Source organism: Schwartzia sp. (in: firmicutes) (assembly GCF_978017985.1).
The window spans coordinates 1-13,283 of sequence record NZ_CDXDFU010000157.1 but is presented as its reverse complement, the minus strand read 5'-3'; the positions used below and the strand labels follow the sequence as shown (position 1 = coordinate 13,283).

At 44.4% G+C, this 13,283-nt stretch carries 9 protein-coding genes and 1 pseudogene; all 10 read left to right on the top strand.

Annotated elements, in window-relative coordinates:
* Positions 1-205 precede the first annotated feature (205 nt).
* Positions 206-412, top strand: a complete 207-nt coding sequence (locus ACY69O_RS07120) for a hypothetical protein (protein WP_462332775.1) — start codon at positions 206-208, stop codon at positions 410-412.
* A complete protein-coding gene (locus ACY69O_RS07115; protein ID WP_462332774.1) occupies positions 409-2,901 on the top strand; it encodes a DUF3656 domain-containing U32 family peptidase in 2,493 nt (830 codons plus the stop codon). The genes ACY69O_RS07120 and ACY69O_RS07115 overlap by 4 nt, the downstream gene beginning before the upstream one ends.
* 62 nt (positions 2,902-2,963) lie before the next feature.
* Positions 2,964-5,336, top strand: a complete 2,373-nt coding sequence (locus ACY69O_RS07110) for an endonuclease MutS2 (RefSeq protein ID WP_462332773.1) — start codon at positions 2,964-2,966, stop codon at positions 5,334-5,336.
* A gap of 60 nt (positions 5,337-5,396) precedes the next feature.
* The gene (locus ACY69O_RS07105) at positions 5,397-7,496 is read left to right on the top strand and encodes a transglycosylase domain-containing protein (protein ID WP_462332772.1); all 2,100 of its coding nucleotides are present in this window, start codon (positions 5,397-5,399) and stop codon (positions 7,494-7,496) included.
* A 17-nt stretch (positions 7,497-7,513) separates the two neighbouring features.
* Positions 7,514-8,734, top strand: a complete 1,221-nt coding sequence (gene tyrS / locus ACY69O_RS07100; protein ID WP_462332771.1) for a tyrosine--tRNA ligase — start codon at positions 7,514-7,516, stop codon at positions 8,732-8,734.
* Between the two features lie 469 nt (positions 8,735-9,203).
* Positions 9,204-9,818 carry a phosphoribosylanthranilate isomerase gene (locus tag ACY69O_RS07095; RefSeq protein ID WP_462332770.1) on the top strand — a complete coding sequence of 205 codons (615 nt, stop codon included), beginning with the start codon at positions 9,204-9,206 and terminating at the stop codon, positions 9,816-9,818.
* Positions 9,819-9,832: 14 nt separating this feature from the next.
* Positions 9,833-10,633: an indole-3-glycerol phosphate synthase TrpC gene (gene trpC, locus ACY69O_RS07090; protein WP_462332769.1), complete on the top strand. Its 801-nt coding sequence runs from the start codon at positions 9,833-9,835 to the stop codon at positions 10,631-10,633.
* 40 nt (positions 10,634-10,673) lie between these two features.
* Positions 10,674-11,858 carry a tryptophan synthase subunit beta gene (gene trpB / locus ACY69O_RS07085; RefSeq protein ID WP_462332768.1) on the top strand — a complete coding sequence of 395 codons (1,185 nt, stop codon included), beginning with the start codon at positions 10,674-10,676 and terminating at the stop codon, positions 11,856-11,858.
* Positions 11,855-12,673 (top strand): tryptophan synthase subunit alpha, encoded by an 819-nt coding sequence (gene trpA / locus ACY69O_RS07080; RefSeq protein WP_462332776.1) that lies wholly within the window; start codon positions 11,855-11,857, stop codon positions 12,671-12,673. The genes trpB and trpA overlap by 4 nt, the downstream gene beginning before the upstream one ends.
* Positions 12,674-12,712: 39 nt before the next feature.
* Positions 12,713-13,283: pseudogene (locus ACY69O_RS07075) on the top strand (anthranilate synthase component I); the annotation flags it as partial.

Sequence of the window (13,283 nt, the reverse complement as noted above, 5' to 3'; positions counted from 1 at the left end):
TCGGATTAAAGTCCTTGGATGAACTGCCTGCCCTTCCTGAGCCTGATATAAACAGTGAACAGGCAGAGCAGCTTTTGCTGATGAGTATGGATGAAACTGACGCGCAGCGTCCTGATGAGGCTGACGCAGAATAACAATTTTATGGTATACGTCAACACACTCTGAGCCAGAGTGTGTTTTCTTGCTAAACGATGGGGGTAATGATTTGGATAAGATTTTGAACTCATGGTGGAGTATTTTAGATGATCCCGAGCTGATGATTTTATATATAACCGCCGCACTGCTTTCTGCTGTTGCGTTTTATCTGATGTATCGTGACGGCAAAAAGGAAAAAGCAAATATGCAGAAAAAGGTGATGGAAGAAATTGAATCCGATATTGCCAAGAAAGAAAAACAGGAGAAACGAAAATGATTGAACTTTTGGCTCCGGCAGGGAGCAGAGAGGCTCTAACGGCAGCAATTGAAAATGGAGCGAATGCGGTATATCTTGCTGGAAATCTTTTCGGAGCCAGAGCCTACGCGGACAATTTTGACCGCGAAAATTTACGTGAAGCCATTAAATTTGCGCATTTGCGCGGTGTGGCAATCCATATCACAGTCAATACTATTGTCGGCGACAACGAAATGGAAGAGCTGGCAGATTATCTTCGGTTCCTTTATGACGCAGGCGCGGATGCAATTCTTGTGCAGGATTTAGGCGTTGCGCGTGTGGCAAAAAGTGTTGTACCCGGTTTACCTATGCATGCAAGTACGCAGATGACGGTACATAACCTTGAAGGCGTACTGGCATTGGCTGATATGGGATTTTCACGCGTCGTTTTATCCCGTGAAATGTCACTTAATGAAATCCGTGAAATATGCAGGAAGAGCCCGGTTGAGATAGAGTGCTTTGCCCATGGCGCGTTATGTGTCTGTTATTCAGGACAGTGTCTTATGAGCAGCATGATTGGCGGACGTTCCGGAAACCGCGGACGCTGTGCTCAGCCGTGCCGCCTTCCCTACACATTGGTAAATGACGAAGGAACTGATGTTTTGGGAGATAGTGCAGGCAACTATTTATTGTCTCCACGAGATATGAATACGATTGATGTACTCCCTGAGCTCATTCAGGCAGGAGTAGCTTCACTGAAAATTGAGGGACGTATGAAGCGCCCTGAGTATGTCTCTGTTGTTGTCAGCACGTATCGAAAAGAGCTGGACCGTATATACGGCATTGAAAGCGGCATTGACAAAGAAGAAGGCCGCCGCCGTCTTGCACAGATTTTTAACAGGGATTTCACAACGGGTTTCCTTCTGAACAATCCGGGGAAAAACCTGATGAGTGACCGCCGTCCGAATAATCGCGGGCTGCTCATAGGCCGTGTAACAAAATACGATTTTTCGTCCAAAAGAGTTTTTGTCAAATTGTCGGCAGATGTAACCGAAGGTGACGAGCTTGACTTTTGGGTTAAGGTCGGTGGGCGTGTAACGACAGCGCTGACTGATATCAAAAATGAAAAAGGGCATTCAGTTACAGAGGGAAAGACAGGAGAAGAAATAAGCTTTCCTCTTGCAAAAACAGTGAAGATTCATGACCGTGTTTTCCGTGTTTATGATGCAAAGCTGATGCAGGAAGCACGCAGTACATTTCAAAATGGGGCGCCTGTGCGCCGTATTCCTGTTGACTGCCGTGTTACGGCAAGAATAGGAAAGCCTGTTGAGGTTTTATTCAGAACCGCAGACGGTGCTGAGGCAGAAATAGTATCGGATTTTATTTGTGAAAAAGCACAAAAGACACCTGTTTCCGTCGAGGTATTGCAGAAACAGCTGTCAAGACTTGGCACAACTGTATACGAATTAAGAAATTTTACGGCAGAGCTTGATGATAATGCAATCGTTCCTGTCAGTGTATTGAACAATCTGCGCAGACAGGCATCTGAGGTATTGGATGAAAAACGTTTGGAAGGCTTCAAACGAGTTTCTTTGAGTGAGACAGATGCGGCCAAATCGCTTCCTGCCTGTGATACTTGGGAAAACAAAGAAACGACAGCAAAGCTTGTGGTTCGAGTTGATTCCGTTGCAAAGGCAAAGGCAGCCATAGATTCGGGTGCCGACGGGATTATTTTTGGAGGAGACTCATATTCTCATCACAATTTTTCTCTTAAGGAATACAGTGATGTATTTGAGTATGCAAAAAAATATAATAAGTCTGTAGATTTTAATACTCCGCGTATTCTACGTGCAGCTGCTGCAGTAAAAATGCAGAATATGATGCAGGAATGGAAAAATATCGGAGCAGATACGGTTCTTGTTCATAACATAGGCTCTCTTTATATGGCAAAGAAAGCAGGACTTCCCGTACAGAGTGATTTTTCGCTTATATCCTACAATGGGCAGACCATACAGCACCTTAAGGAGCTGGGAGTTGTTCGGGCGACACTGTCACCTGAGCTCAATCTGCAGCAGGTCGCTTCAATCGCCGGAAAAGCACCGCTTCCTGTGGAATGCATTGTTTATGGTCGTTTAGAGCTTATGGTCTCCGCTTATTGTGTCCTTGGAAGTTTTCTTGGGAATGTTGATTCCGGTGCGTGCAGTGCGCCGTGTATGCGCGGTGGATTTAAGCTGACTGACAGAATGGGAGCAGAGTTCCCTGTGGTAAATGACGCAGACTGCAATATGCATATTCTTAATTCAAAGATATTGAGTATGCTTCCCCATGCAATGAAATTTGCGAAGATGGGAGTTGAACGTCTAAGAATTGACGGGGCATATTTGAACGAAGAGGAAATACGCCGTTCTGTTTCTATTTTCAAGGATTTCATGAAATATAACGAAGAGCTTACTGAAGAGCAGCAGCTTCGCTGTGAGGCATTTGAAGGGCAGTCCTTTACCCGGGGACACTATTTCCGCGGGGTTTTGTGACTTGGCAAAAGTTTCTGCCCATGTCTCGTTGAAGAACTAAAGCTTTGATAAAAGGTGTTTTGATGAAGGAAAAAGAAGAAAAGACGCTTGAATTTGATAAATTTCGCCAGTTACTTGTGGATAAAGCCGGTTCTGTCCTAGGAAAAGAGCTGGCTGATAAGTTGCGCCCTGCTGAAGATTTTGATGATGCGTGGCGGCTGCTGGACGAGACAGAAGAAGCTTTTCTTTTGCTTCAGTCAGGAGCTATGCCGCCAATCGGAGGTATGCGTGATATCAGAAAACAGCTTGAAAAGGTAAAAAGAGGTGCTTTTCTGGACATTGAAGAATTGCTTCTTGTGAGAGATTCAATGTTTGTTATGCGTGCCGTAAAAAAATACTTCAAGGAAATCGAGCAGGAAGTTTCGATTTTGAAGAGCTGGGCACATGACATCGAGCTTTTGGGACAGCTTGAGCGGCGTTTGGAAAATACTGTAGATGAGCATGGGGCAATTCGCGATGAAGCTACCATAGAGTTGGCACGAATCCGCAAAGGTATCAGAAAAGCCGAGCGCGACGTAAAAACTCAGCTTTCTGCAACACTTCATAATCCCGCGTATCAGAAATTCTTTCAGGACAGCATTGTCACTATCCGTGATGACCGTTACGTTATCCCTGTAAAGCAGGAATACCGTTACGCATTTCCGGGTATCATTCATGACCAGTCAGCAACGGGTGCTACGTTGTTCATTGAGCCTATGGCTATAGTCAATCTGAACAATGATCTGAAGCAGCTGACGCTGGAGGAAAAGCAGGAAATTGAACGCATATTGCGCAGAATTTCACAGGAGATAGGAAAGGTTTCTTCTGAGCTTTCGCAGAACATGCAGATTCTGGGCAGAATGGATTTTACACTTGCAAAGGCGAAGCTGGCCGTGGATATGAACGGTACACGGCCTAAGCTGAATAAGTCCGGTCTGACCGATATTAAACAGGCAAGACATCCGCTAATCAGTAAGGATGTTGTTGTTCCTGTCAATATTGCTTTGGGCGGGGAGTATTCCATGCTTTTGGTGACAGGTCCTAATACCGGCGGCAAGACTGTAAGCATGAAAACACTGGGATTGCTTGCTCTTATGTCAAAATCCGGTTGCTTTATTCCTGCGGAAATAGATTCTGATGTTGCGTTTTACGAAAACATTTATGCGGATATCGGAGATGAACAGAGCATAGAACAAAGCCTAAGTACATTTTCTTCACATATTCGGCATATTGTTGATATATTGGAAAAAGCGGAAAGCGGAGATTTGGTGCTTCTTGATGAACTGGGAGCAGGGACAGACCCTGAGGAAGGTGCTGCGCTTGCAATGTCTATACTTGAGACACTGCATGAGCGAAATATTGCGGTTGTTGCCACGACACATTATTCGGAACTGAAAACCTTTGCTTATACGCATGAGGGAATTGAGAATGCGTGTGTAGAGTTCGATTTGAAGACACTTCGTCCGACATATCGTCTGCTCACGGGTGTTCCGGGTGCAAGTAATGCTTTTGCAATCAGTCAGAGACTTGGACTCAGCAAGGCGCTGATTTTGCGTGCACGGGAATTGATTCGTGAAGATCATGCACAGTTTGAGCACGTTGTTGATGCGCTCGAAAAGGAAAAGATTCTTTACGAGCAGCGTAATGAAGAGATTCGTGAACGTCAGGAGCACGCAAGAAAACTGGAAGAAAAGCTCAGTAAAATGCGTGAGGAGCTGTCGGAAAAGAAAACTCAGATTTTGAGGAAGGCACGTGCCGAAGGAAATACAATTGTCCGTCGGGCAAGACGCGAGTCTGAAGAGATTATTCAGGAGCTCAAAGATCAGTTTAATGATTATGGGGTGAAAAAACGGCAAAGCACAATTCAGGATGCCAGAGGCCGTTTATCCGAGTTATCTGATTCTGTACGTCCTGAATTTAAAACCAATACAATATATAAAGAACGAATTGATACAGAGAAGCTTGAAATAGGGGATATCGTTTTTGTCACTGCTTTGAATGAAAAAGGGCGAGTGATTTCGAAAAAAGGAAAATCCATTGAAGTAGACTTTGGAAACATGACGACAAAGGTATCTGCAGATTCCTGCCGATTTGTTTCAAGGGCAGAAAAGGTTCAGGCTGAAAAAGGAAGTATGAAAAACGGAGCACGCGAGCTTTTGCAGAAAGCTCAGAATGTCCGCCGTGAAATTGATATTCGCGGAATGATGGTTGATGAAGGAGAGCAGGTTATCGGAAAATTTATTGATGATGCCGAGCTTGCCGGATTGAAAGAAATACTGGTAATACACGGTAAGGGAACCGGTGCTCTCAGAAAAGGAATACACGAATATCTTAAACGTCACCGCAGCGTAAAAAGCTTCGTTTTTGCGGATATTGATGAAGGCGGTTCGGGCGCTACTGTAGTTTACTTAAAATAAGACTGCGTTCTTTTATAATTTATGGTAAAATGGAAAAGATTCATGAAGGGGGCTTTTTTAATGGAAAAGCAATCGGCCAGTAAGCGAAAGACGCAGTCGAAGAAGAAAAGCAATATAGGACGTATCTTTCTCGGATTTTTGATTGTTGTTGTCGTTATGCTTACAGGCATAGGCTGTGGTTTTTTAACGGCAAGTATGAATACAAAACCAAATCTTGCCGGAGATTTAACGCCGTCCGCATCTTCGCAGATATATGACGTTAACGGAAACGAGATCGCGAATATTCACGCAGCTGAAAATCGTGTTCCCGTAAAGCTGAATCAGATTCCCAAAGGGCTTCAGGATGCCTTTGTTGCTGTCGAGGATGCTCGTTTCTATGAACACTCCGGAATAGACCCACGCGGAATTATGCGTGCTTTGTGGACAAATATTTCCGGTGGTGAAGTAGCTGAAGGCGGTTCTACAATAACGCAGCAGCTCGCAAAAAATGCATATCTTACTCAGGAACGTACGATGAAGAGAAAAATTCAGGAAATGTTTTTGGCTCTTCAGCTTGAAAGAGAGTATACAAAGCAGGAAATTTTGGAGATGTACCTGAATCAGATTTATTTCGGTCAGGGTGCATACGGCGTTCAGGCTGCCGCAAAGACTTATTTCGGCAAGAATGCCGCAGATCTTGATTTGAATGAGTGTGCTATGCTGGCAGGTATTCCAAAGAGTCCGAATTATTACTCTCCGTTCAATAATCTGGATGCCGCACAGGAAAGAAAGTCCACAGTATTGGATCAGATGGCTAAGTACGGCTATATTTCCAAAGCTACTGCAAATAAGCTGAAAACGGAGCAAATGAAGCTTATAAAGCCGCAGAAAACGACGAATACTACAACGGCTTCGTATTTCATTGATTATGTAACTCAGACGCTTATTGATAAATACGGTGCTGATGCTGTTTATCAGCAGGGACTTAAAATTTATACCACAATTGATATGGATATGCAGAAGGCAGCCGAGAATGCAATGGCTAATCTCCCTACTTTTGAAACAGACTCGAAAGGGATTCAGCAGCCGCAGGGTGCTTTGGTTGCGATTGACCCTCATACAGGTCAGATTAAAGCCATGGTTGGCGGACGCGGCACAGACCAGTTCAACCGTGCTACAATGGCTGAACGTCAGCCGGGTTCCGCATTTAAGCCTTTTGTTTTTGCGGCAGCATTGGAAAATAATTTTTCTGCATCAACAATTATAGAGGACAGCCCAATCAGAGTTGGGGACTGGGAACCGGAGAACTATAACCGTACGTTTAACGGCAAGGTTACTTTAAGGACAGTCGCTGAACAGTCATTGAATGTTCCGACTGTTAAAATCGCGCAGAAGCTCGGAATTGATAAGCCGATATATTATGCGCAGGAAATGGGCATTACTACATTTGTACTCGAAGGACCCCAGAACGACAGAAACCTTGCGGCTTCTCTCGGCGGTCTTACAAAAGGTGTAACGCCTTTGGAGCTTACCAGTGCATACGGTACATTTGCAAATAAAGGTGTCCATATTGAACCCGTTGCTATTCTCAAGGTTTTGGACCGAAACGGAAAAATACTGGAACAGGCAAACCCGCAGAAGCGCACGGTAATCAGCGAAAGCAGCGCCAATGAGCTTACTGGAATGCTTCAGGGCGTAGTACAGCGCGGAACAGGAACAGGTGCCAATATCGGACGTCCGGCCGCAGGAAAAACCGGTACGACAAGTGATTATCGCGATGCATGGTTTGTAGGCTATACGACAGATCTTGTCGCAGGCGTATGGGTAGGTTGTGATGATAACAGCGAGCTTGACGGTATGACAGGCGGAACTATGCCTGCCACAATCTGGCGTTTGTTTATGGAGCAGGCTGTTAAAGATATGCCTGTAAAACAATTTGAAGGTGTTACTTCATATAAAGATGCCATCAGTGAACTTGCAGAAGATAAGAAAAACAAACCTGCAGCCAACGGGCGAAAGAAAAATGAAGGAACCGGCAGGGAAACAGAGAATACTGCACCCGCTCCGCGTCCGTCGAAAAATGAATCCGGCAGAGGCGAACAAAGTGCACCTTCACAACCGGCTTCACCGGCGCCTTCAGCTCCCAGCATGACAGGAAATATGGGAAAAGGTAAAAACTAATTAAAGGAGCTTCTTTGATGGGACAGAATGTATACGATACGTTAGTTGAACGGGGCTTTGTTGCGCAGTGCACAAATGAAGAAGAGCTTCGGAAGCTTTTTGAGACTGAAAAAGTTAAATTTTATATCGGTTTTGATCCGACGGCGGACAGCCTTCACGCAGGTCATTTTATAGCACTTATGGCAATGGCGCATATGCAGCGTGCAGGTCATGTTCCTATCTGTCTTGTGGGCGGCGGAACAGGTACAGTCGGAGATCCTTCCGGTCGTACTGATATGCGTAAAATGCTTACAGACGAAGATATTGAGCATAATTGTGAGTGTTTTAAAAAGCAGATTTCCCGTTTCATTGATTTTTCCGATAACAAGGCTATTATGGTCAATAACGGCGATTGGCTCCGCAAGCTGAATTACATTGATTTGCTTCGTGATGTAGGCGCCTGCTTTACAGTCAATCGTATGCTTGCTGCTGAATGCTACAAACAGCGCTGGGACAAGGGACTCACTTTCCTTGAATTTAACTATATGGTCATGCAGGCGTATGATTTCCTTGAATTGAACCGTAGATATGACTGTAAGCTTCAAATGGGTGGAGATGACCAGTGGTCAAACATCATTGCAGGTGTTGAGTTAAACCGCCGTAAGAGCAATACAGCTGTATACGGACTTACCAACAGGCTGCTGACCAAAAGTGACGGCAAGAAAATGGGCAAGACTGCAGGCGGAGCGCTTTGGCTCGATGCAGAAAAGACTTCCCCGTATGATTTCTATCAATACTGGCGTAATGTTGATGATGCTGATGTTGAAAAATGCCTTGCTCTGCTGACATTCCTTCCTATGGATGAGGTACGCCGTTTGGGCGCCCTGAAGGATGCGGAGATTAACGAAGCCAAGAAGGTACTTGCTTTCGAGGTTACGAAGATTGTACATGGCGAGGAAGAAGCAACGAAAGCAAAAGAGGCTGCCGAAGCTCTGTTTTCCGGAAAGGGTTCCGCAGAGGATATGCCGACAATAGAGGTTGCTATTTCCGGCGGGGAAAAACTTATTGATGTTTTGACTCAGAACGGTGTTTTCGCTTCCAAGGGTGAGGGCCGCAGACTGGTTCAACAGAACGGACTTACTCTCAACGACGGGAAGGTAACGGATGTTGACTATGTACTTCAGGCGGCTGATTTTGTCGATGGCGTTGCTATTGTGAGAAAAGGAAAGAAAAAGTACTACCGTCTGCAGAGCAAATAATTTTAAGTTAACATTTAGAAGACTTTTTTTCTAAAAATATCCTTAAAGTTACAAATTTGTATTGACACATATTACGTTTAGTTTTATCATATGTAATATCGTAAGTTAATACAGGAAATCGTTGAACAGGAAATAGTAGCACAGCATTACCTCATTACAGCGAGTCGATAACCGGGCAGCCGGGGGTGTGATGATCGACATGAGAGGCAGTGTGAATGGACCTGTGAGAGCCTGCCCAAAGCGCTTAGGCGTGAGTATGCGGGGACGGGAGCTACCGTTACATAGCTAGAATATATTTATTGTATTCGATGAGACGTTACATAGGGTGGCAGAACCATTTCATTCCCTTTGGGAGTGAAATGGTTTTTTTATACCTATGAACTAAAATACGGGTGGTACCGCGAAACCATTTCGCCCCGCAGCTTAAAGGTTGCGTGACGGAATGGTTTTTTTGTTGGGAGGTTTAAGGATGCTGGTCAAAATATGCGGAATCAAAACAAATGAGGCTGCTGATGCGGTTGTAGAGGGCAATGGCGACTTCCTTGGAATGATATTTGTAAAAGGAAGAAAACGTTATTTAGACCCTGGACTGGCAGAGGGCATTTCCGGCAAACATAAGAGCATAAAAAAGGTTGGAGTCTTTCTGGATGAAGATCTTGAACGTGTTAACACGATAGCAGATTTTACCTGTATAGATTATGTACAGCTTCACGGTCATGAGAGTGCCGAATACGCGTCAAAAATCGGGCTTCCGGTTATTAAGGCATTTCGATGGCATGATGACTTTGATGTTGAAGCAATAAATAAATATCCCTGTGAAATTGTTCTGATAGACAGCTTTAACAAGAAGACAAACGGTGGAACGGGAGAGGTTTTCAACTGGCATGAGGCTGCCAAAGAAATAAAGATGATAAAAAAGCCTGTTTTAATTGCAGGAGGCATTACAGAAGATAATATTTTTGAACTGAAGGAATTGTTTCCGGATGACAACATAGGCGTAGATGTTTCGAGCAGTCTTGAAATAAACAACTGCAAGTCACCGGAGAAAATACGCAGCTTTTTGAAGAAATCCAAAGGTATATGACAGGAGGAGCCACGATGAGAAATTATTTGGCTGAGATTGTTGAAACTAAAAAAATAAAAGTCGAAGCTCAAAAAAAGAATGTGCCATTATCTGAGATAAAGAAAAAAATCAATCACGGAAATTTTACGGCATCGCATAATATGCATAAGTCAAACTGGAATCTTATTGCGGAATGTAAGCTCCAGAGTCCGGCCAAGGGCAGATTGTGTCAAACACATAGTGTTCTTGAACTGGCAAAAATTTATGAGGAAAACGGAGCAAGCATGTTATCCGTTCATACGGATGAGCATTTCCTGGGAAAAAATGAAGATTTAATTGCGGTCAGAGAAAAAACCTCTCTGCCGATTATGAGAAAAGACTTCATCATTGATGAATATCAGCTCTATGAAGCACGCATGCTTGGAGCGGATGCAGTGCTGCTCATAGCAAGGATTTTGCCAAGGCAGCAGCTGCTTGAATTTTTGTATACCGCATGGGGCCTTGGCATGGATGCTTTGATTGAAATTCATGATGAAGACGACCTTGAAAAAGCATTGTCAACACCCGCTGAGTTTTTGGGGATTAACAACAGAAACCTTACTACATTCACGACGGATATAGATAATTCTTTGAAGCTGGTAAAAAAACTTGGCCGCGCAGATAACCGCACCCTTATAAGTGAAAGCGGAATTTTTACTTCAGAAGATGCAGTTGTGCTGCAGGATGCAGGTTTTCAGGGAATTCTTGTTGGAGAAGGTCTGGTTCGCGCAGATGATATTTCCGCAAAGACAAGGGAATTGTCATTGTTTTCTGCAGTGAACGGAAAAAGCGCCTGATAGAAAAATTTAGATAAACATAAACACGGGAGGAATAAAGATGACAGAGGGAAGATTTGGAAAGTTCGGAGGGCAGTACGTTCCTGAGACAGTTATGCCTGTATTGAAGGAACTGGAGGTAGCCTATAAAAAATATAAGGATGATGAAAGCTTTAAGGCAGACGTAAGATATTATCTCAATAAATATGCGGGCAGACCCACGATGCTCTATTATGCGAAAAAGCTAACTGAGCATTACGGCAAGGCTAAGATTTATCTTAAACGTGAGGACCTGCTTCATACAGGTGCCCATAAAATCAATAATGCTCTCGGTCAGGCACTTCTCGCGAAACGTATGGGAAAGAAGCAGGTTATTGCTGAAACGGGTGCAGGTCAGCATGGTGTTGCAACGGCAACGGCAGCTGCGCTGTTTGGTTTAGACTGCTGCGTTTTCATGGGTGCACTTGATATCGAGCGTCAGAAGCTGAATGTATTCCGCATGAAGCTGCTCGGGGCAAAGGTAATACCTGTCTCAAGCGGAACGGGTACGCTTAAAGATGCTACAAGCGAGGCAATCCGTTATTGGGCAGCCCATGTTGAGGACACTCATTACATAATCGGCTCGGCAGTTGGTCCGCATCCGTATCCTACGATTGTACGTGATTTCCAGTCCTGCATTGGTGAAGAAATCCGTCAGCAGATTAAAGAAGAGGCCGGCGGCCGTATTGATTATCTGCTTGCATGTGTCGGTGGCGGAAGCAATGCTATCGGAACTTTTTATGAATTCCGTAACGACAAGGATGTAAAGAAGTTCGGTATTGAGGCCGGCGGTAAGAGCGATACAAGCGGAGATAACGCAAAAACTCTTTCGGGAGCAGGAGAGCCGGGAGTTCTTCACGGAGCATACAGCTACGTTCTTCAGACACCTGAAGGTCAGATTGTAGAGGCATATTCCGTTTCTGCAGGTCTTGATTATCCGGGTGTTGGGCCCGAACATTCATACTTTAAGGATGAGGGCATCGTAAAATACGTATCTGTTACCGATACTGAAGCTCTTGATGCGTTCCAGAGACTTTCGAAGCTTGAGGGCATCATTCCGGCGCTGGAGAGCAGCCACGCACTTGCATATTTGGAGAAACTCATGCCGCAGACAAAAGAGGGAGAGGTTGTTGTCCTTTGTCTGTCAGGCCGCGGAGACAAGGATGTGCAGATGGTTGCAAAAATTCTGGGGGAGGAGATTGAATAATGACACGACTGGATAAAGTTCTGACTGAGCTTAAAAATCAAAATAAAAAAGGACTCTTTATATATATCATGGCAGGAGTACCTGATGATGCGGGTACTATTGAAGCTGTAAAGGCTGCAGAGCGTGCAGGCGCAAATGTTATCGAGCTTGGTATTCCTTTCTCGGATCCGCTGGCGGACGGACCCGTGATTCAGGAAGCAGGAATAAAAGCAATAAAGGGCGGAATGAACCTTACGAGACTGCTTGCTTTAATAAAAAAGATACGCACGGAGACGCAAATTCCTCTTATTGGTATGGGATATATCAACAACATTCTTCACTACGGTGTAGAAAAATTCGTAAAGGATTTCAAGGAAGCCGGACTTGACGGCATGATTATTCCTGACGTTCCTCATGAAGAAAGCGCGGATATACGAGCAATCTGCAAAAAAGAGGATTTTCACCTCATTGAGTTTGTTACACCGGGAACTACTGTTGAACGCATGAAGGAAACATGCTCCAGCGCGGACGGTTTCATTTATGCGGTATCCGTAAACGGTGTAACCGGTGCGCGTGACGGTGGAGCACAGGCTTTCGGTCAGGCTGCCGTCATTGATTACGAAGTAATCGGTAAGGTCGCAGAGCTGGTAAAAAAAGAAACCAACGTACCTCTGGCTGTTGGCTTTGGAATTGGTTCTCCGGAGGCTGCGGTTGCGGCTTCGAAGCATTCTGATGCTGTTATCGTCGGCAGTGCCGTAGTCAGCAAAATTCTGCAGAATAAGCTGGGAGAAGCTGAAAAGTTTATTGCTTCACTCAGAACTGCTCTTGATGCCTGATTGACTGCTTTTAGTCTGGATTTCGCGGAGATGTAAATGATGAATAAGAAAAAAATATGCATGACTCCTGCTTTGCCGGAGTATAAAAAATTAGCTCAAAAGACAAATCTTATAGCTGTTTCTGCTGAAATATCCATTGATTTAGATACGCCGGTTTCTGTTTACTATAAGCTTGTTGGAGATGGCAAAGGATATATACTGGAGTCCGTTGATACCAGTCATCAGCAGTTTGGACGGTATTCATTCATAGGCGCAGAGCCTTTCGTTAGACTGCAGGTTTTCAAAGACCATCTGATGATAAAAGAAAATGATTTGATGAAATATATGACAGGATCGCCTGTCGAGACCATAAAGAAATATGTTTCATCTTATCACCCGGCTATCGCTGATTCGGAAGTTCCCTTGGCTAATGGCGGCATGATTGGGTATTTCAATTATGAAATTGTTTCAACCTTTGACCGTGTACGCGGCATGGAGCTTGGTGAAAATGAGATACTTGGTCAGTTCATGATTTGCCGTGTAATGGTTATTTTCGATGCATTGAAAAATATTGCCAAGCTAGTCCTGCTTAAGGAAACCACACCGGAGACTGCACAGGAGACATACGAGC